The organism is Sphingomonas sp. BT-65, from assembly GCF_026107375.2.
GTDB lineage: Bacteria > Pseudomonadota > Alphaproteobacteria > Sphingomonadales > Sphingomonadaceae > Sphingomonas.
In genome coordinates, this window is record NZ_JAPCIA010000001.1 from 479930 (window position 1) to 500091 (window position 20162).

Genomic DNA, 20162 nt, shown 5'->3' on the forward strand with positions numbered 1-20162 from the left:
GTCAAGCACTCACCAGATACGAACGCGCTTTGCCGGGTCGAGATACAGCTTCTGCCCGTCCTTGGCGCCGAACGCGCCGTACCAGGGGTCGAGGTTGCGCACGACCCAGGCGCGCTGGATCGACGGCGCGTGCGGATCAGTCAGCAGCCGCTGGCGCAGATTCGCCTCGCGATAGTTGCGCCGCCAGATCTGCGCCCAGCCGAGATAGAAGCGCTGATCCGCCGAGAAGCCGTCGATCACCGGCGGCTTCTTCCCGCCCAGCGAATGCTGGTAGGCGTCATAGGCGATGGTGAGGCCGGCGAGGTCGCCGATATTCTCGCCCAGCGTGAACTCGCCCTTCACATGCTCGCCCGGCAGCGCCTCATAGGCGTCGTACTGCGCGACCAGCGCCTTGCTCGCCGCCTCGAACGCCTTGGTGTCCTCGGGCGTCCACCAGTCGGCGAGCTCGCCCTTCTCGTTATACTTGGCGCCCTGGTCGTCGAAATGGTGGCTGATCTCGTGGCCGATCACCGCGCCGATGCCGCCATAGTTGACCGCCGGATCGGCCTTGGGGTCGAAGAAGGGCGGCTGCAGGATCGCGGCCGGGAACACCACCTCCATCATGCCGAAATTGGCATAGGCGTTGATAGTCTGGGGCAGCATCCCCCATTCCCATTTGCGCACCGGCCCGCCCAGCTTGTCGATCATGTACTGGAAGTCGAACTGGTTCGAGCGCACCGCGTTGCCGAACAGGTCGTCGGCCTTGACCTCCAGGCCCGTATAGTCGCGCCAGCGGTCGGGATAGCCGACCTTGACGGTGAAGTTCTTGAGCTTGGCCTTGGCGCGCGCCTTGGTCTGCGGCTGCATCCATTCGAGCGCGTCGATCCGCCGGCCCATCGCGTCGAGCACGTTGGCGACCAGCTTGTTCATCTCCGCCTTGTATTCGGGCGGGAAGTAGCGCGCGGCATATTCCTTGCCGACCGCCTCACCCAGCGCGCCCTCGGTGAAGCCCACCGCGCGCTTCCAACGCTCCTCGCGCTGTGGCGTGCCCTGCAGTGCGGTACCGTAGAAAGCGAAATTCTCGTTCGCCACCGCATCGGGCAGATAGTTGGAGAGGCCGTCGAGGCTGCGCAGCAGCATCTGGTCCTTGAGCACCTCGAGCGGCGCCTTGTCGAGGATCTCGGCGGTGCCCTTCACCGCGCTCGGCTGGCCGATCAGCACCTCGGTGATCTTCGGGCTGATCGCTTTGAGCATTGCCGGCATGTCGAGCGTCGGGCTGGAGAACTCGGCGGTCTGCGCCAGCGTGAACTTGTTGTAGGCCTTGACTGCGTCCGAGGCATCCTCGCGGGTCCACTGGACCTTGGCGATCTGCGTCTCCAGGTCCATCACCGCCTTGGCGCGCGCCTCGCCATTGCCCTCGCCCGCCAGCGTCAGCATCCTGGCGAGATGCGCCACGTAAGCGGTGCGGAGCGCCGCCATCTTGGGATTGTCGACCAGGTACATGTCACGGTCGGGAAGGCCGGTGCCGCCCTGGTAGATGGTGAAGATGTAGTTCTCGGGAAGCTTGTCGTCCTGGCCGACATAGCCGCCGAACGGGCCGTTGATCCCCATCTTCGCAGCTTCGACCACCAGCGCCGGATAGCCGGCCTTGCTGTCGAGCGCCTTGACCTTGCCGAGCCAGGGTTGGATCGGCGCCAGCCCCCTGGCCTCGACCGCCGCGGTGTCGAGATAGCTCGTATAGGCGCGGCCGATCGCGCTGTTCTTGTCATCCTTCACTGCATCGAGAATGCCGCGTACGCGCTGCTTCGACAGGTCGTCGAGCGCGGTGAACATGCCGTAGTTGGACTTGTCGGCCGGGATCGGCGTGGCCTTGGCCCACGCCCCATTCGCGAACGTGTAGAAATCGTCGCCCGGTGCGACAGCCTTGTCCATGCCCTTCTCGTCGAAGCCGAAGCTGCCGAGCTGCGGCTTGGAGCCGGTTTCCGCGGCGGGAGCCGGCGCAGGCGCCTCGCGCGCCGAAAGCGCGGTGGCGGTGCCGGCCAGCGCAGTGCCGGCGAGGAGGACAGACGTGAGGAAGAGACGCATCGATGCACCTTTCGGGAGAGTCGGATGCGCGTGTCTTACGCCGATGATACGCCCGATCAAGTGTCGGCGGTTACTTCCCCGCCCGCGCCGCGATCCGCTTGCGCCATTTGCGCGCGATCCACAGCCGCCAGCCCACTGCGCTCAGCACATAACCCAGGATCGAGGCGATGATCGTGATCGTCACCAGCCCGGTGATCAGCGCAGGCCCCGCCTCCGACCACAGCCAGTTGAGCCAGCTGTCGTTCGCGACATGAGTCGCGATCGGCTGGCCCGGCACGGTGGCGTCGAAATGCAGGATCTTGCGCCCGACCCAATAGGCGAAGGCCCAGAGCGGCGGGGTAGTGAATGGATTGGTGAGGAAGGTGGTCAGCGACGCGACCGGAATGTTGGCGCGGAACGGCAGCGCGAGCAGCGCGGAGAAGAAGATCTGCGCGACCGGGATCATGATCCCCGTCACCATGCCCAGCGCTACGCCGCGCGGCACCGAGCGGCGGGTGAAGCGCCAGAGCTCCGGGGCGAGCACGCGATGCGCGACGGGGCGGAGCCACTTGTTCTGCTCCATCGACTCGCGCGTCGGCATGTTGCGGTCCGCCCAGGCCCGCATGCGGTCCCAGAAGGTCGGCTTAGCCACGGTCGCGGAGGAGCCTTCCCTGTTCACGCTTCCAGTCCCGCTCCTTGATCGACTCGCGCTTGTCGTGAGTCTTCTTGCCCTTCGCCAATGCCAGCTCCACTTTCGCGCGGCCGCGCGAGTTGAAGTAGATCGACAGCGGCACCAGGGTCATCCCCTCGCGTGCTACCGCGCCGTGAAGCTTCTCTATCTGCCGCAGATGAAGGAGCAATTTACGGGGCCGCTTGGGTTCGTGGTTGAAGCGGTTGCCGTGGCTGAATTCGGGGATGTTGGCGTTGACCAGCCAGGCCTGCTCGCCGCGGATCTCGGCATAGCTCTCAGCGATCGAGCCCTCGCCGAAGCGCAGCGCCTTCACCTCGGTGCCCTGCAGCGCGATGCCGGCCTCGTACACGTCCTCGATGAAATATTCGAAGCGAGCCTTGCGGTTCTCGGCGACGATCTTCTTCTTGTCGAATTCGGTGGGACGCGGGCGGGCCATAAGGAGGCGCGATGTAGGCCTGCGCGCGCTTAAAGGGAAGCGGACGGCGTCAGATAATCCCCGCCGCCGCCATCGCCGCGTCGACCGCCGCCTTGCTCGCCGCGCTCGGCTCGACCATCGGCAGACGCAGCTCGGCCGAGATCTCGGGTCGCAGCTTGTTCACCGCATACTTCACCGGCCCGGGCGAGGCATCGGTGAACAGCGCGAGATGCAGCGCGAACAGACGGTCGTGCAGCGCCAGCGCGACCGCGGTGTCGCCCTGCGCCCAGGCCGCCTGGAACTGCGCGCACAGTCTGGGCGCGACATTGGCAGCGACCGAGATGCACCCCACGCCGCCCATCGCGTTGAACGCGAGCGCGGTCTCGTCATTGCCCGATAGCTGGGCGAAGCCGGCCCGCAGTGCTGCGCGGTGCTTCGACACGCGCGCGAGATCACCGGTAGCGTCCTTGATCGCGACGAACTTGCCCGGGAACGCCTGGACGATGCGGATCACCGTCTCGGGCTGGATGTCGGTCGCGGTGCGGCCGGGGACGTTGTAGAGGATGATCGGCAGCTCGCACGCTGCAGCCACCGCCTCGAAATGGCGGAAGATGCCTTCCTGGCTCGGGCGGTTGTAATAGGGCGGCACCATCAGCACCGCATCGGCTCCAGCTTCCTTCGCGGCCTTGACGTTGCCGATCGCGACGCGCGTGTCGTTGGAGCCCGTCCCCGCGATCACCGGCACGCGTCCACGCACCTGATCGGCGCACACGCGCACGACCTCGAAATGCTCGTCCTTGGTCAGCGTCGCCGCCTCGCCCGTGGTGCCGACCGGCACCAGCGCGGACGAGCCCTCGGCGATCTGCCACTCGACGAAATCGCGGAACACGTCCTCGGCGAAGTCGCCATTACGGAAAGGGGTAATCAGGGCGGGGATCGATCCGGTGAACATCTGCGCGAAAAAGCCCCAATCGTCCGAAATTCGGGGTGGCCAATAGGCTTGGCTTGCGTATCATGTCCAGCATGCTTGCCTCTTTGTTCAGAAGCGGGCTTCTGCTCGCCGGCGTATCGGGTGTCGCGGTCTCATCCCAGGTCGTGCAGGACGGAGTCGAATTGTACGGGGCGCAGCTCGCCGGGCTGACCGCCTCGCAGCAGTTCGTCCCTGCGGCCGGGTCCTCGCTCCAGTATAATCTCGACCAGTGGAAGCGGCTGCAGCAGTCCGACCGCTGGCCGTTCACCGACTATGCGAATTTCCTGCTCGCGCATCCCGGCTGGCCGGGCGAGACGAGCCGGCGCGCGGCAGCGGAGACCGCGCTGGCTTCGGGCGCCGAGGCACCTGCCCTCGTTGTTCGATTCTTCGAGCGTTTCCCGCCCCTCACCGCCGCGGGCCGGGTGCGTTTCGCCGAGGCGCTCGCCGTCTCCAGCCGCCGCGCCGACGCCGACGAGCAGGCGCGCCGGGCGTGGCGCAGCGGGGCGTTGCGGCCGACCGACGAGAGCGCGATCCTCTCGGGCTTCCCGGGCGCGCTGACCGCCGCCGATCACGACGCGCGCATGGACGCGCTGCTCTGGCAGGACGCCCGCACCGCCGCCGCGCGCCAGGTCGCCTTCACCTCGCCGCAGAACCGCGCGCTGTTCGATGCGCGACTGGCGATGCAGAACAACTGGCCCGACGCGGCGTCCCGAGCGGCGGCGGTCGAGGCGGCCGGCGCGCGCGATCCCGGCTTCATCGCCGACCGCGCGATGTGGTTCCGCAACAACGGCGCCAGCGGCTCGGCGCGCTCGCTGCTCGCCCGCCCCCGCACCCTCGCCACCCTGCCGAGCAATGTCGGGGAATGGTACGAGGTGCTGCTCGTCAACGCCCGCGCGGCGGAGAGCGATGGCCAGTACAGCATCGCCTACGCCATCGCCTCACAGGTCGACGATGCGCTCCCGCCCGGCGCCGACGTCGCGGCGATGGGGCTCGGCATCCGCGACGACTATACCAGCCTCGTGTGGCTCGCCGGCACGGTCGCGATGCAGAAGCTGCGGCGACCCGCTGACGCGGTGATGATGTTCGACCGCTATTCGCGCGGCAGCCGCACACCGACCACGCAGTCCAAGGGCCTCTACTGGGCCGGCCGCGCCGCCGAAGCCGCGGGGCAGAGCGACGCCGCGCAGGGCTATTACCGGCGCGCGACGGCGTTCTCCGACCTCTATTACGGCCAGCTTGCCGCCGAACGGCTCGGCCTGGTGTTCAAGGCGCCGCCACCCGTGGATCTCACCCGCGCAACCCCGGCGGGGCGCAGTGCCTTCTACAATCGCGAGGTCGTCCGCGCCGCGCAGATGCTCGGCACGCTCGGCCGCTGGCAGGACCAGAGCCTGTTCGTCCGCCAGATCGCCGCGGACGCCACCACCGGCGAGGATCACGCCCTCGCCACCGAGCTCTCGCGCACGCTAGGCCGTCCCGATCTCGGCGTGATGGTCGGGCGCAGCGCGCTGCTCAACGGGCTCACCGACTATACCGTCGCCGGCTACCCGTCGGTGCGCGTGCCCTCGGGCCAGGAAAGCTATTTCACGATCATCCACGCCATCGCGCGGCAGGAGAGCCAGTTCGACAAGGCGGCGGTGAGCCATGCCGGGGCGCGCGGCCTGATGCAGCTGATGCCGGGCACCGCACGCGAGACCGCGGGCAAGCTCGGCCTTGGCTACAACATGGCCTCGCTCACCAGCGATACCGATTACAACATCCGGCTCGGCTCGACCTATTTCCAGCGCATGCTGAGCTATTATGGCGGCAGCTATCCGCTCGCGGTCGCCGCCTATAATGCCGGGCCCGGCAATGTGAACAAATGGCTGCGCGCCAATGGCGATCCGCGCACCGGCAGCATCGCGATGGTCGACTGGGTCGAGGCGATCCCGATCTACGAGACCAAGAACTATGTTCAGCGCGTGCTCGAGAATGCGGTGGTCTACGACCTGCTCCACCCCAATTACGCCCGGTCGCGCGGCCCGGCGCATCTGAGCTGGTATCTCGGCAAGAGCCGCCCGGGATGACGTGATCGAGGTCCTTCCGTATCAGGAGGCGCAGTTCGGCGAGGTCGATGCGCTGTGGCGCGCCGTCTTTCCCGAGGACCCGCCGCACAGCCACGCCGCCGCCGCGGTGCCACAGAAGCTCGCTGTGCAGCGTGAGCTGTTCCTCGTCGCGGTCGAGAGCGGGCGTGTGCTCGGCACGATCCTCGCCGGCTATGACGGGCACCGCGGCTGGCTCTACAAGCTCGCGGTCCACCCCAATGCCCGCCGCTGCGGGATCGGCGAGAAGCTGGTCCGCGCCGCCGAGAGGCGCCTCGCCGTGCTGGGCTGCGCCAAGGTCAACCTCCAGGTCCGCGACACCAACCACGAAGCTGCGCGCTTCTGGGCGCACATGGGCTATGCCGAGGAACCGCGCATCTCTATGGGCCGCAACCTCGCATGACCGACCGCCCAAACTACATCACCCCCGCCGGCTATACCGCGCTCAAGGCCGAGTATGACGCGCTGTTCGGCGGCGAGCGGCCCAAGCTGGTCGAGACGATCGCCTGGGCTGCAGGCAATGGCGACCGCTCGGAGAATGGCGACTATATCTACGGCCGCAAGCGGCTGCGTGAGATCGACCGGCGGCTCGGCTGGCTGTCCAAGCGGATGAAGGCGGCCAAGGTGATCGACCCGTCGCGCCAGGAGGACAGGACGCGCGTCTGGTTCGGCGCCACCGTCATCATCGCCGACGAGGATGACAATCACCGCACCCTGACCTTCGTCGGCGACGACGAGGCCGATGCCGGCAAGGGCCGCGTCGGCTGGAACGCTCCACTCGCCCGCGCCCTGCGGGGCGCAGCGATCGGCGACCTCCGCCGCGTGACGCTGCCGGCGGGCGAGAAGGAATATGAGGTGATGGAGATCACCTACCCCGTCTGATTTGAAGGGGAAATTCCTGCAAATAATATTGACTCGCAATAGCGGTCATGCTGTGGGCGCCCGCATCGCGCCGCGCTGACCCGCACCCCGACCCCGTGACGGTGATCCGGCGCCGACCTGGAAGGGGAATTTCATGAAGACGACGTATCGCTTTCTCACCACCGCGGCGCTGGTGCTGATCCCGACCGGCGCGCTGGCCCAGGAGGAAGCGGCGGACGAGAAAGCGAAGACCGACGAGATCGTCGTCTATGGCCGCGGCGAGCAGGACAATAATCTCGCCACCGGGCTCTCGCTCTCGCCGCGCGAAACGCCGCAGTCGATCAGCGTCATCACCCGCGAGCAGATGGAGGACCAGGCGGCTACCAACATCGCCGACGCGCTCGCCTACACCACCGGCATCTCGGTCAAGGCGGTCGATCGCGGCCGCAACATGCTCGCCGCACGCGGCTTCGAGATCACCAACTTCCAGATCGACGGCGCCCCCTTCACCACCGGCAATATCGGGCTCGAGGAGAATAGCAGCGCGATCTACGAGCGGATCGAGGTGATCCGCGGCGCCAACGGCCTGACCCAAGGCGCGGGCGAGCCTTCCGCGACGATCAACCTGGTGCGCAAGCACGCCGATTCGCGCGAGCTCGCGCTCGATTTCAGCCTGGAGGCCGGGTCGTGGGGCCGGATGGCGGTCACCGGCGACATCAGCACGCCGCTCACCAGGGACGGATCGGTGCGCGGGCGCCTGGTCGCGCAATATTACACGCAGGACTCGTTCATCGATATCGAGCAGACCGACGGCTATCTGCTCTACGGCGTGATCGACGCCGACCTCGGCGCCAACACGCGCATCAGCCTGGGCGCGAGCTATTCGCGCGACGATCGCGACGGCATCCTGTGGGGCCAGCTCCCCTATTGGCACAGCGACGGTTCGCGCACCGACTGGCCGCGTTCCAAGACCACCGGCGCGCAGTGGAATCTGTGGAACACGATCGAGACCACCGCCTTCCTGACGGTCGAGCAGCGGCTGGGCAGCGACTGGTCGCTGCGCGGCGACGTCAGCTATCACCAGCAGGACGAGGAATCGAAGCTGCTGTGGACCACCGGCTATCCCGATCCGGTCACCGGCATCGGCATCGACGCATCGGCTTATTGGTACAAGTCCAAGCCCAAGCAGTGGCACGCCAGCGCCTCGCTCAAGGGTGGCTTCAACCTGTTCGGGCAGCGGCACGAGCTGATCCTGGGCGGCACCTATCGCCACCTCACGGGCGGCTGGACCAATCGCGATCCCGATCCGGCAACCGTCGCGCCGATCGGCGACTTCAACCTGTGGGACGGCAACACCTATCCCGAGCCTTCATGGGGCGACCGCTACCGCATGAGCGGCTTCGGCACGACCGAGCAATATGCAGTCTATGGCGCCACCCGCCTGCAACTGCTCGACCAGCTCAAGCTGATCGCGGGCGGCCGGTTCAGCTGGTGGGAGCGCAATGAGGAAGTGGCGCTCTACACGCCCGCCCCGTTCACGATCAGCCACAAGGCCCGTTTCACGCCCTATGCCGGCCTGATCCTCGACGTGACGCGCAACATCTCCGCCTATGTGAGCTACACCAGCATCTTCAATCCGCAGGATTACAAGGACGTCAACCGCGACTACCTCCCTCCGCTCGTCGGCAACAATTACGAGGCCGGGCTGAAGGGCGAGTGGATGGGCGGGCGGCTGCGCGCCTCGGCGGCGATCTTCCGCATCGAGCAGGACAATTTCGCGCGGTTCGCCGGGAATTATCCCGGCACTGCCGACCCCTATTACGAGCCCGCGCAGGGCACGGTGTCAGAAGGCTATGAAGCCGAGATCGCGGGCGAGATCGTCAAGGGCTGGGACCTGAGCCTGGGCTGGAGCGCCTTCCGCGCCGAGGATGCCGACAGATTGCCGGTCCAGGCGCATCACCCGCGCAAGGTGCTGCGCATGGCGACGCGCTACGATTTCCGCGGTGCGCTCGAGGGGTTCAGCCTCGGCGGTTCGGCACGCTGGGAGAGCCGCCCGCCCAAGACCGCGGTCAACCCCGCGACCAACGCGACCGAGAATGTCGGGCAGCCGGCCTATCTGCTGGTCAACGCCATGGCGCGTTACGCGCTGGACGAGCATGTCTCGCTCCAGCTCAACATCAACAACCTGTTCGACAAGCATTATTTCAACAATAATTTCTGGTTCGACGGCTTCGTCTATGGCGAGCCGCGCAATGTCCGTGCGACGCTGCGCTTCACCTTCTGACCGGCCCGCCGGGCGCCGCGGTACGGCGCCCGGTGCGGTTGCTAGCCGTTCCACGGCGACGGCGCACCGAACAACGATTTCCACAGGACGACGATGGTCCAGTGCAGCAGGACCGCGGGCCAGATTGACGCCGTCTTCCAGTACAGCCGTGCGCAGGCCAGCCCCAGCGCGCCGGCCGACAACAGAAACCACGGATTGAGCACAAGTTCGGACCAGCGCGGTCCGAACAAGGGAGCTTGCAGGGGGTGCCACAGGACGAAGAGCAGCGTGGAAATCGCCGCAGCCCGCCACGGGAAGCGCTTCGGCGGATCCGGCGATGGCAGGAGCGCCGCGCGGAAGAATAACTCCTCGCCGAGCGACGGCACGGCAATGGCGAGCAGCGCGAGCTTCAGTGTGGCGACATTGAGAGCGGGTGCCCAGTTCAGCAACCCGCCTGCCGTCCCCAGAACCGCCAGCAGCGGAACCAGCCATGCCAGCTCGATCAGGCAAAGCCCGAGATGCGTTCGTGCGGGCGGCGTGGAGAGAGCCGCAGCCACCTTGCGAGTGATCCGATTGAGCATGGCGCGCTATGTCGCTGCCGCGATCTTCTTCCCCGCCGCCTTCCACCGGTCGCTGTTGGTCAGCGCCGAAGCCTCGATCTTGAGCTTGGCGCAGCCGGGCAGGCCGCGGATGATCGCGCGCAGATTGTCCGCCAGCACCGGCGGCATCCAGGGATTGAGCACCAGCCGCGTGATCGAGCCGAGGTCGATTCCGATCGGCAGCGAGAGCTTGGGCTCGTCGAAACAGGTCGCGACGATCCGCCATTCGCGCTCGTCGCTATAGCCCTCGCGCTTGACGAACGGCAGCCGGTGCGCGTCGGCCGGCGTCAGCTCTTCCAGTTGCTTGACCTGCAGATAGTCGACCGGCCGGGCGACAAGGCGAGGACCAGCGCCCACCGCGGTTTCGAGCGCGGCCTTTTCGAACTCGATGCACACGCCCTCCATCCCCTGGGTGAAGACGCGCCAGTGATGATAGGTCTCGCTCGCCATCGCGAAGCACAAAGCCAGCACCGACTTGGCGTCGGCATGCGCACGGTAGAGCTCCATGAACTCGACGTCGTTGGTGTCGTCCCATTTGGCAGGGCTGAGCAGCACGAGCCGCTGGTGGACGAGCGAGTCGAGCGCGCTCGACAGTGTCGTGTAGCGCCGCACGAACTTGTCGAGCGTCCGCGTGGCCATGCCTCAGCAGGCCACCACGTTCACTGCCAGTCCGCCCTGCGCGGTCTCCTTGTATTTGGAGCGCATGTCCTCGCCGGTCTGGCGCATCGTCTCGATCACCGCGTCGAGGCTGACGACATGGCTGCCGTCGCCGTGCATCGCGAGATAGGCGGCATTGATCGCCTTGATCGCGCCCATCGTGTTGCGCTCGATGCACGGGATCTGGACGAGCCCGCCGATCGGGTCGCAGGTGAGGCCGAGATTATGCTCCATCCCGATCTCGGCGGCATTCTCGATCTGGGCATTGGTCGCGCCGAGCGCCGCCGCCAGGCCCGCCGCCGCCATCGAGCAGGCGACGCCGACCTCGCCCTGGCAACCCATCTCGGCGGCCGAGATCGACGCGCGCTTCTTGTAGAGGAAGCCGATCGCCGCCGTGGTGAGCAGGAAGGTGCGCGCGCCCGCGGGCGTGGGTGAGGCGCAGAAGGTCTCGTAATAGCGCAGCACCGCCGGGATCACGCCCGCCGCGCCATTGGTCGGCGCGGTGACGACGCGGCCGCCCGCGGCATTCTCCTCGTTCACCGCCAGCGCCCACAGGCTCACCCAGTCGAACACCAGCGAGGGATCGGACCGCGGGCCGCGCGCGATCAGCCGGTTGTGCAGGTCGCGCGCGCGCCGCTTGACGTTGAGCCCGCCCGGCAACTCGCCCTCGCCGCGCATCCCGCGCTCGATGCACGCCGACATCGCCGCGCGCAGCGAATCGAGGAACGCGTCGGTCTCGGCATCGTCGCGCCATGCCGCCTCATTGGCGCGGACGATGTCGGCGATCGTCGCGCCCTTCTCCTCCGCCACCGCGAGCAGCTCCGCGCCCGAGGAGAAGTTCATCGGCAGCGTCACGTTCGAGCGCGGCGGCTCGCACCCGCCCTCGACCACCGCGCCGCCGCCGATCGAGTACCAGAAGGTCTCGTAGGGCTCGCCATCGGGATAGTGCGCGACGAAGCGCATGCCGTTGGGGTGCGCGGGCAGAAACTTGTCGGCGCGGAAGATCAGGTGCGTGCCCTCGACGAACGGCACCGGCACCAGGCCGCCAAGCGACAGCCGCCGTTCGGACCGGATCGTCGCCACGATGCTCGCCACCGCGTCGGGGTCGACGTTCTCGGGCTGATGCCCGGCGAGTCCGAGGATGATCGCGGTGTCGGTCGCGTGCCCCTTGCCGGTCAGCGCGAGCGAGCCGAACAGCTCGCACGACACCGACACCGGCGTGCCGCGATCGAGCGCCGCATCGGCGAAGGCATGGGCGGCGCGCATCGGCCCCACGGTATGCGAGCTCGACGGGCCGATGCCGATCGTGAACAGATCGGCCAGGCCGATCGTCGCCTCGACGCGCGAACGCGCCGCCATTCCTGAACCGTCGAGCATTCCGCCTTATCAGGCGGGATCGACGCCCGGCGCAAGGCGAATGTGAAGCTCCTTCAGCTGCTTGTCGCTCACCGTCGAGGGTGCCTGCATCATCAGGTCCTCGGCCTTCTGGTTCATCGGGAAGACGATCACCTCGCGGATGTTGGGCTGGTCGGCCAGCAGCATGACGATGCGGTCCACGCCCGGCGCCGAACCGCCGTGCGGCGGCGCGCCATATTTGAACGCGTTGATCATGCCCGCGAAGTTGGTGTCGACCTGCTCCTTGGAGTAGCCGGCGATCTCGAACGCCTTGTACATGATCTCCGGCCGGTGGTTGCGGATCGCGCCCGACGACAGCTCAATGCCGTTGCAGACGATGTCATACTGCCAGGCGAGGATGTCGAGCGGGTCCTTGGTCTCCAGCGCCTCCAGCTCGCCCTGCGGCATGCTGAACGGGTTGTGGCTGAAGTCGACCTTCTTGGCGTCCTCGTCATATTCGAACATCGGGAAGTCGACGATCCAGCAGAATTCGAAGCGGCTCTTGTCGATCAGCTCGAGCTGCTCGCCGACGCGGGTGCGGGCGAGGCCGGCGAGCTTCGCCGCCTGCGCTTCCTTGCCCGCGGCGAAGAAGATGCCGTCGTTGGGGCCGAGGCCGAGCGCATCGGCGATCGCCTTCATGCCCTCCTGGCCGTGGTTGTTGGCGATCGGTCCGCCGAACACGCCGTCCTTCTGCGTCGCATAGCCGAGTCCCGGGAAGCCCTCGCTCTGCGCCCAGCTGTTCATGTCGTCGAAGAATTTGCGGCTCTTCTCGTGCGTCCCCGGCGCGGGGATCGCGCGCACCACGTCGCCCGCCTCGACCATCGAAGCGAAGCGGCTGAAGCCCGAGCCCTTGAAGAAGCCGGAGACGTCGCCGATCACGATCGGGTTGCGCAGATCGGGCTTGTCGTTGCCGTATTTCAGCATCGATTCGCGATACGGAATGCGCTTGAACGGCAGCGGGCTGACGGTACGGCCCTTGCCCTGCCAGTCGGCGAACTCCTCGAACACGCCGTGCAGCACCGGCTCGATCGCCGCGAACACGTCGTCCTGCGTGACATAGCTCATCTCGAAGTCGAGCTGGTAGAATTCGCCCGGCGAGCGGTCGGCGCGCGCATCCTCGTCGCGGAAGCAGGGCGCGATCTGGAAGTAACGGTCGAAGCCCGCGACCATCAGCAGCTGCTTGAACATCTGCGGCGCCTGTGGGAGCGCGTAGAACTTGCCTGGATGCACGCGGCTCGGCACCAGATAGTCGCGCGCGCCTTCCGGCGACGACGCGGTCAGGATCGGCGTCTGGAACTCGGTGAAGCCCTGCTCGACCATGCGCTTGCGGATCGACGCGATGACATGGCTGCGCAGCAGTATGTTGGCGTGCAGCTGCTCGCGGCGCAGGTCGAGGAAACGGTAGCGCAGGCGGATATCCTCGGGATATTCGCTGTCGCCGAACACCGGCATCGGCAGTTCCTGTGCATGGCTCTGCACCGTCACGCCCTTGGCGAACACCTCGATCTCGCCGGTGGCAAGGTTCGCGTTCACCGTCGCGTCCGACCGCGCCTTGACCACGCCATCGATCGTCACGACCGATTCGACGCGCAGCCCCTCCAGCACCGGAAGCGCGGGCGAATCGCTGTCGGCGACGATCTGGGTCACGCCGTAGTGATCGCGCAGATCGACGAACAGCACGCCGCCGTGATCGCGCTTGCGGTGGATCCAGCCCGAAAGGCGGACGGTCTCACCGACCTGCGCGGCGTTGAGCTGGCCGCAAGTATGCGAACGATAGGCGTGCATGGTGACTTTCAACATCTTTGGTGAAAGTGGCGCGCTTCCCCTCCACACAGCCCTTTGTCAACCCGCGCGCACGCGTCTATGGGCCTGCGATGCACATTCACGGCCTGATCGAAGACTCAGCAAGTCTCGCCAATCTCTGCACCCGCCTCGCGCAGCAACCGTTCATCACGGTCGATACCGAATTCATGCGCGAGAACACCTTCTGGCCCGAGCTGTGCCTGATCCAGATCGCCGACACCAACGAGGCGGCGGCGATCGATCCGATGGCGGATGGCATCGACCTCGCCCCCCTGCTCGACCTGCTCGTCAACAACGAGGAGGTGCTCAAGGTCTTTCACGCCGGCGGGCAGGACATCGAGATCGTCTACAACCTCACCGGCAAGACCCCGCACCCGCTGTTCGACACCCAGGTCGCGGCGATGGCGCTCGGCCAGGGCGAGCAGATCGGTTACTCGAACCTGGTCGAGACCTATCTCGGCATCACGGTCGACAAGGGCGCGCGCTTCACCGACTGGAGCCGCCGCCCGCTCGACAAGCGCCAGATCGACTATGCCATCGCGGACGTGACGCATCTCTCCGAAATCTTCCCCAAGATGCTGGAGAAGCTGCGCAAGACCGGCCGCGGCGGCTGGCTCGACGAGGAGATGGAGCGGATCGCCGATCCCGAGAACTACCGCAACGACCCCGACAAGGCCTGGCAGCGCATCCGCGTCTCCAGCCGCAAGGCCGATGTGCTCGGGCGCCTCAAGGCGCTGGCGGCGTGGCGCGAGAAGGAAGCGCAGGGCAAGAACCTGCCGCGCGGCCGCATCGTCAAGGACGAGACGATCGCCGATCTCGCCGCCAACCCGCCGCGCAAGCAGGGCGACCTCACCCGCGTCCGCGGCCTCTCCGCCTCATGGGGCGGCAACGATATCGGCGGCCGGCTGATGGCGGCGCTCGAGGGCGCGACCGCGATGTCAGCGTCCGAGATGCCCGCGCGCGACGACCGCAAGCTCCCGCTCGGCAAGGAAGGCGCGCTGGTCGCCGACCTATTGAAGCTGCTGCTCAAGATCCGCTCGCGCGATATCAATGTCGCCGCGCGCCTGCTCGCCCGCTCGGACGATCTCGAGGCGCTCGCCGCGGGCCAGCGCGACGGGCTCTCGATCCTCGAGGGGTGGCGGTTCGAGCAGTTCGGGCGCGACGCGCTCGCGCTCGTTGAGGGTCAGTTAGGATTTACAGTGCGCAATGGTAAGCTCAAAATGACTCGGACCGAACAGCCACAAGAGTAGGAGAAGACGCCATGATCCGCTTCACCGTTCTGCTGTTGCCCGTCAGCCTGATTGCCTGCACGTCTTACCCCCGACCGCTCCCCGGCCCGGTCCGCTGCGACGCCGGCCGCGTGCAGGCCCTGGTCGGACGCGAGGCGCGTCCGGGTGTCGTCCAGCGTGCTCGGGTCCGCGCCGGCGCCCGCGACGTCCGCCTGATCCGTCCCGGCCAGCCCGTGACGATGGATTTCCGTTCGGACCGGCTGAACATCGAGGTCGATCACCGCAACCGGATCCGCTCGGCGCGCTGCGGGTGATGCGGACTGCCCGGCTTCAGGCCGGTCGGGGCGCAGCGCCGAACATCTGATCGGCGAAATCGTCGAGCAGCTTCTGTGACAGGCCGGTGTTGTTGAGGATGACCACGGTCGAGCCGTCGTCATAGCGATGACCGAGAACCGACCGGAATCCGGCGGTTCGGCCGGTCTCCCACGCTGCCTGGACCGGCTTGCCGGCAATCGTCAACATCCGCACCCGGCCGCCCAGCGAATAATCCTGCTCCGGCACGCGGATCATCCGCAGCGCGGCCAGCGATTCGGGCCTGAGAAACCCGAGGTCGAACACCCCGTGCGCCGCGCGCACCAGATCGCCGGCATTGCTGAAATAGCCGCCTCCGGCAGCCATCACCGGCGTGCGCGGGTCGGGCCATATGACTGGCGGTTCGGTCGTGCGATAGGACAATGCCGTGCCCGGCGCGGCCGGTGCGGCGGCATCGGCACGGGTGTGGCGCAGCCCGAGCGGATCGAGGGTGATCGCGCGCATTGCGTCCTGGAACGCCTTGCCGGTGAGCCGCTCGACGATCGCCACGAGCAGGAACCAGTTGGTCATCGCATAATCGAACCTGCTCCCCGGCTCGAACACCAGATCGCCCTGGCAGAAGCGGCGCACCGATTCGGCAGTCCCCAGATCGGTGGTGACCAGCGAGGAATCGAGCTTCGCGGCGGCGATGAAGCCATTTGGAATGCCGCTGGTGTTGGAGAGCAGGTGGACGAGCTTCACCCGCGCACCGGTATCGGCGCGAAACTCCGGCAACAGCGCGGAGATCGGGGTTTCGAGGGTCATGCGCCCCTGCTCGACCAGCTTGAGCGCCGTCACGCTGGTCAGCCATTTCGAGATCGAGGCGATCCCGTAGATCGTGTCCACCGTCGCCGGCCGCCCGGCTGCGATGTCCGCCATGCCGAATGCGCGGGCATAGGTGATGCGCCCCCCGCGCGCGGTGACAACCACGCCATGGAAGTTGTTGGCGCGCACGAAGCTGTCGACGCGTGGATCGTCCTCTCCTGCGGCAGGAAACGCCATGGCGGATCGGAATGCGGCGGCGCCGCAGAGGCAGCCGGCCAGCATGGTGCGGCGGTCGAACATGCAAACCCTTTCGGCTTCAAACGCTAGGTTCGTTTCGGATGAGAAACATGAATGACACCTGACGGCCGTGGCCGGCTAGACGTCCACCGCCGCGGTCAGCCCGAGCGCGCCCGCCAGCGCGCGATGGCGCTTCTCGACTGCCTCGCCGTAGAGTGCAGCATCGTCACCTTCGAGCCGCAGCACCAGCGCCTCATCCTCGATCGCCAGCGCCGAGCGCTTGAGCGGCCCGGCGACACCGCCGCTCAGCCGCTGGCCCAGGCGCATCGCCAGGCCCCACAGCTTGGCGTGCTCGAGATCGTCGAGACCGGCGAGCTGGCTGATCGGCGACGGCGATTCGAGTCCGCCGCCCAATGAGGTGAACAGCGCCTGCGCCAGCAGCGCCCGCCCGCGCGCGTCGATCCCGACCCAGTTGCCGTGCAGCGCGATCTCGAGGCCGCGCTCGGCACGGAACTCGGGGTTGGCGCGCCAGCCGACATCGGCGAGCAGGCATGCCGCGTGCCGCAGCCGCGCCAGATCGTCGTGATCCTCGAACAGCGGCGCGATCCATGCGTCGAGCAGGTCACCATGCTCGGGAAAGCGGCCCGATCGTTGCGCTTCGTCGCGCGCGGCGGCGATCAGCGGGTCCTCGCGGCGTTCCTCCGCCGTCAGGTCGCTGAACAACAGGCCTTCGCGCAGCCCGAAGGCGGACGCCACCGTCTCGCTGCTGCCGAGATGCTTGATCAGCACGCCGAGCAGCGCGGCCGCATCCTCCATCGTCGCGACACGCCCGGACGAAAGGTTGGGCACCGCGCGGATCTTGCCCTTGCCGAGTTGCGCGATCGTGCGCTGGAGCCGCGCCACGGTCGCCGCCGGCATGGTGTATTCGTGGATCACGGGCAGCGGATAGCCGGTGAGGTGCATGTCGAGCCGCGCCAGCGCGCGCCACGACCCGCCGACGAGGTAGAAGGGCAGCCCGCTCCCTCGCCCCGCCCAGCCCGCATCATCGAGCAGCTTCGCCACGATGCGGTCGAGCGTTCCCTTGCCCTTCGCGCGAATCGCGCCGATCCGCAGCACGCCGAGCGGGAAGGACGCGCGGTCGGTCACCGTCCCCGCCACCACGCGCACCAGTTCGAGCGAGCCGCCGCCCAGGTCGCCGACGATCCCGTCCGCCTCGGGGAGGCCCGACAGCACGCCATAGCCCGCCGCCAACGCCTCCGACTCGCCCGAGAGCAACTCGACCTCGAGCCCGAGCCGCCGCGCGATCGCGATCAGTTGCGTGCCGTTGGAGGCTTCGCGCACCGCGGCGGTCGCGACGGTGCGCAGCGAATCGACTTCCATCTCGCGCGCCAGGCTGGCGAAGCGGGCGAGCGCGGTGGCCGCGATCACCAGCGCCGCCTCGTCGATCGCGCCGGTCTCGGCGAGCGAGCTGCCAAGGCCCGCCATCACCTTCTCGTTGAACAGGATCGCGGGCAGCCGCGCCGCGCCGTCATAGACGACGAGGCGGATCGAGTTGGAGCCGATGTCGATGATGCCGGTGCGACGCGTGACGGGCGCGACTTCGGCGCGGGGTTTGCGGAGCAACAGCGTGGACACGCTCACCCGCTACGCTCGGCGCGCCAGCGACGCAACGACAGCTTGGGCACCGCCTCGCTCGTCTCGAGCGCCGCGCCGCGGCCCGAGAGCGACGGGTTGGTCATGAAATAGCGGTGCAGGTTGAACGGCTTGGGGCCGGGATCTTCGCGCACGTAGCGGCCATCGCTTTCCAGCTCCCAGCTCTGCTCGGTGTCGATCAGATTGGCGACCATCACCTGGTCGAGCACCTGATCATGCACCGTCGGGTTGAGGATCGGTAGCATGAACTCCACGCGCCGGTCGAAGTTGCGCGGCATCCAGTCGGCCGACGAGATGAACATCCTGGCACCGTCATTGGGCAATGCCTTGCCGTTGCCGAATGCCCAGATGCGGCTGTGCTCGAGGAAGCGGCCGACCACCGACTTGACCGTGATGTTCTCCGACATGCCCGGAATGCCCGGGCGCAGGCAGCAGATGCCGCGGATGATCAGGTCGACCTCGACCCCGGCATTGCTCGCCTCATACAGCTTCTCGATCATCGCCGGGTCGACCAGGCTGTTCATCTTGCCCCAGATCGCCGCCGGCTTGCCCGCCAGCGCGTTGGCGATCTCGGCATCGACCAGCTCGATCAGCCGGTCGCGCAGGTGCCGCGGCGAGACGGTGAGCAGCTCCAGGTCCTCCGGCTCGACATAGCCGGTGACGTAGTTGAAGATCTTGGCCGCATCGCGCCCGATCCGCGGATCGGCGGTGAAGAAGCTCAAATCGGTATAGATCCGCGCGGTCACCGGGTGATAATTGCCCGTGCCGAAATGGCAGTAGGTGCGGAACTCGTCGCCCTCGCGCCGCACCACCATCGAGACCTTGGCGTGGGTCTTCCAGGTGGTGAAGCCATAGATCACCTGAACGCCCGCGCGCTCGAGCGCTGAGGCCCAGAGCAGGTTCTGTTCCTCGTCGAACCGCGCCTTGAGCTCGACCACCGCGGTCACCGACTTGCCCGCCTCGGCCGCGGCGATCAGCGCCTGGATCACCGCCGACTGCTTGCCCGCGCGGTAGAGGGTCTGCTTGATCGCGAGCACATCGGGATCGCTCGCCGCCTGCTTCAAGAAGGCGAGCACCACGTCGAACGTCTCGTACGGGTGGTGGACGACGATGTCCTTGGCCTTGATCGCCGCGAAACAGTCGCCGCCGAACTCGCGGATCCGCTCGGGGAAGCGCGGCGAATAGGGCGGGAATTTGAGGTCGGGTCGGTCTTCCTCGACGATCATCGAAAGGTCGCCGACGCCGAGGAACCCACCGGTCTCGGTCAGCAGCGCCTCGCTCCCGCCCAGCTCTTCCTTGAGCACCGCCTCGAGCTCGGGATGGATGCCTTCCTCCATCTCGAGACGGATGACGCGCCCGCGCCGCCGCCGCTTGATCGCGGTGCGGAAGTAGAGGACCAGATCCTCGGCCTCTTCCTCCAGCTCGATATCGCTGTCGCGCAGCACCCGGAAGGTCGCTGCCCCCTTGATGTCATATCCAGGAAAAAGCAGCGGTGAGAAGCGCTTGAGCAGCGTTTCTACCGGCACGTAGCAGGCCCGATCGCCCGGCACGCGCACGAAGCGGGGGCTCGCCGGAGGCAGCAGCACCAGTTCGCGGATCGGCTCGCCGTCGCTCTGGCGGACAAGGTCGAAGATCACGCTCAATCCCTTGTTGGGGATGAACGGGAACGGATGCGCCGGGTCGAGCGCCTGGGGGGTCAGGATCGGGAAGATCTGGGTGCGGAAATGCGCCTCGACCCATTCGGCGACGTCACCGGTGATCGCATCGGCGTCGAGCACCTTGATCCCGCGCTCGCCAACTTCGCGGCGGATGTCGTTCCACACCGCCTGCTGGCTGTCGACCAGGTCGCTCGCATCCTCGACGATCGCGATGAGTTGCTGCGCCGGGGTCAGCCCGTCAGCGGAATGCGCCTCCACTTCCTGCATCTGCTGGCCCTTGAGGCCGGCGACGCGCACCATGAAGAATTCGTCGAGGTTGGAGCCCGAGATCGACAGGAAGCGCAGCCGTTCGAGCAGCGGATGCGCGGTGTTGCACGCTTCCTCCATCACCCGCCGGTTGAACGCCAGCCACGACAGCTCGCGGTTGAAATAGCGCGCGCCCGGTTCTGCGGGAGATTCATCTTCGGTCTTGATTTGCGCGCGGCTGGACATGG

General features: G+C 67.2%; 17 protein-coding genes. 6 read left to right on the forward strand and 11 right to left on the reverse strand.

The genetic code is table 11. The annotated features are described in order from the left end of the window. Positions 1–9: 9 nt before the first annotated feature. The 4 genes from OK349_RS02440 to dapA all read right to left on the reverse strand — a co-directional run bounded on the left by OK349_RS02440 (position 10) and on the right by dapA (position 4101). Positions 10–2064: a M13 family metallopeptidase gene (locus OK349_RS02440; protein WP_265116243.1), complete on the reverse strand. Its 2055-nt coding sequence runs from the start codon at positions 2062–2064 to the stop codon at positions 10–12. Positions 2065–2134: 70 nt separating this feature from the next. Continuing rightward, positions 2135–2644 carry a DUF2062 domain-containing protein gene (locus tag OK349_RS02445; RefSeq protein WP_265118513.1) on the reverse strand — a complete coding sequence of 170 codons (510 nt, stop codon included), beginning with the start codon at positions 2642–2644 and terminating at the stop codon, positions 2135–2137. 43 nt (positions 2645–2687) lie between these two features. Next, positions 2688–3170, reverse strand: a complete 483-nt coding sequence (gene smpB / locus OK349_RS02450) for an SsrA-binding protein SmpB (RefSeq protein WP_066575278.1) — start codon at positions 3168–3170, stop codon at positions 2688–2690. Positions 3171–3219: 49 nt separating this feature from the next. Continuing rightward, positions 3220–4101, reverse strand: a complete 882-nt coding sequence (gene dapA, locus OK349_RS02455; protein ID WP_265116244.1) for a 4-hydroxy-tetrahydrodipicolinate synthase — start codon at positions 4099–4101, stop codon at positions 3220–3222. Between the two features lie 71 nt (positions 4102–4172). Here dapA and OK349_RS02460 point away from each other — a divergent pair, with 71 nt between their 5' ends. The 4 genes from OK349_RS02460 to OK349_RS02475 all read left to right on the forward strand — a co-directional run bounded on the left by OK349_RS02460 (position 4173) and on the right by OK349_RS02475 (position 9342). After that, positions 4173–6182 carry a lytic transglycosylase domain-containing protein gene (locus OK349_RS02460; RefSeq protein ID WP_265118514.1) on the forward strand — a complete coding sequence of 670 codons (2010 nt, stop codon included), beginning with the start codon at positions 4173–4175 and terminating at the stop codon, positions 6180–6182. Position 6183: 1 nt separating this feature from the next. Continuing rightward, complete coding sequence (locus OK349_RS02465; protein WP_265116245.1) at positions 6184–6600, forward strand: GNAT family acetyltransferase; 417 nt, start codon at positions 6184–6186, stop codon at positions 6598–6600. Further along, on the forward strand, positions 6597–7079 hold the full coding sequence (gene greB / locus OK349_RS02470; RefSeq protein ID WP_265116246.1) for a transcription elongation factor GreB: 483 nt from the start codon (positions 6597–6599) through the stop codon (positions 7077–7079). Before OK349_RS02465 ends, greB begins: the two co-directional genes overlap by 4 nt. A 133-nt stretch (positions 7080–7212) precedes the next feature. Next, the gene (locus OK349_RS02475) at positions 7213–9342 is read left to right on the forward strand and encodes a TonB-dependent siderophore receptor (RefSeq protein WP_265116247.1); all 2130 of its coding nucleotides are present in this window, start codon (positions 7213–7215) and stop codon (positions 9340–9342) included. A gap of 41 nt (positions 9343–9383) precedes the next feature. Here the strand turns inward: OK349_RS02475 and OK349_RS02480 are convergent, their stop codons facing one another. From OK349_RS02480 to aspS, 4 genes are read right to left on the reverse strand one after another with little or no spacing between them, the layout of a single operon-like run. Continuing rightward, positions 9384–9902, reverse strand: coding sequence for a CPBP family glutamic-type intramembrane protease (locus OK349_RS02480; protein ID WP_265116248.1), 519 nt, complete (start codon positions 9900–9902; stop codon positions 9384–9386). Positions 9903–9908: 6 nt separating this feature from the next. Continuing rightward, complete coding sequence (locus tag OK349_RS02485) at positions 9909–10559, reverse strand: DUF2971 domain-containing protein (RefSeq protein ID WP_265116249.1); 651 nt, start codon at positions 10557–10559, stop codon at positions 9909–9911. Positions 10560–10562: 3 nt separating this feature from the next. Further along, the gene (locus OK349_RS02490; RefSeq protein WP_265116250.1) at positions 10563–11936 is read right to left on the reverse strand and encodes an L-serine ammonia-lyase; all 1374 of its coding nucleotides are present in this window, start codon (positions 11934–11936) and stop codon (positions 10563–10565) included. A gap of 27 nt (positions 11937–11963) precedes the next feature. Continuing rightward, positions 11964–13757: an aspartate--tRNA ligase gene (aspS, locus tag OK349_RS02495; protein WP_265118515.1), complete on the reverse strand. Its 1794-nt coding sequence runs from the start codon at positions 13755–13757 to the stop codon at positions 11964–11966. Between the two features lie 89 nt (positions 13758–13846). Here aspS and rnd point away from each other — a divergent pair, with 89 nt between their 5' ends. Then, complete coding sequence (gene rnd / locus OK349_RS02500; protein ID WP_265116251.1) at positions 13847–15025, forward strand: ribonuclease D; 1179 nt, start codon at positions 13847–13849, stop codon at positions 15023–15025. Between the two features lie 11 nt (positions 15026–15036). Beyond that, positions 15037–15318, forward strand: a complete 282-nt coding sequence (locus tag OK349_RS02505) for an I78 family peptidase inhibitor (protein WP_265116252.1) — start codon at positions 15037–15039, stop codon at positions 15316–15318. A gap of 16 nt (positions 15319–15334) precedes the next feature. Here the strand turns inward: OK349_RS02505 and OK349_RS02510 are convergent, their stop codons facing one another. The 3 genes from OK349_RS02510 to OK349_RS02520 form a co-directional block, all read right to left on the reverse strand. Beyond that, entirely contained in the window at positions 15335–16357 is a 1023-nt protein-coding gene (locus OK349_RS02510) for a serine hydrolase domain-containing protein (RefSeq protein WP_265116253.1), read from the reverse strand. 138 nt (positions 16358–16495) lie between these two features. Then, a complete protein-coding gene (locus tag OK349_RS02515; RefSeq protein ID WP_265116254.1) occupies positions 16496–17980 on the reverse strand; it encodes a Ppx/GppA family phosphatase in 1485 nt (494 codons plus the stop codon). 14 nt (positions 17981–17994) lie between these two features. Next, positions 17995–20160: an RNA degradosome polyphosphate kinase gene (locus tag OK349_RS02520; RefSeq protein ID WP_265116255.1), complete on the reverse strand. Its 2166-nt coding sequence runs from the start codon at positions 20158–20160 to the stop codon at positions 17995–17997. Positions 20161–20162: the final 2 nt, after the last annotated feature.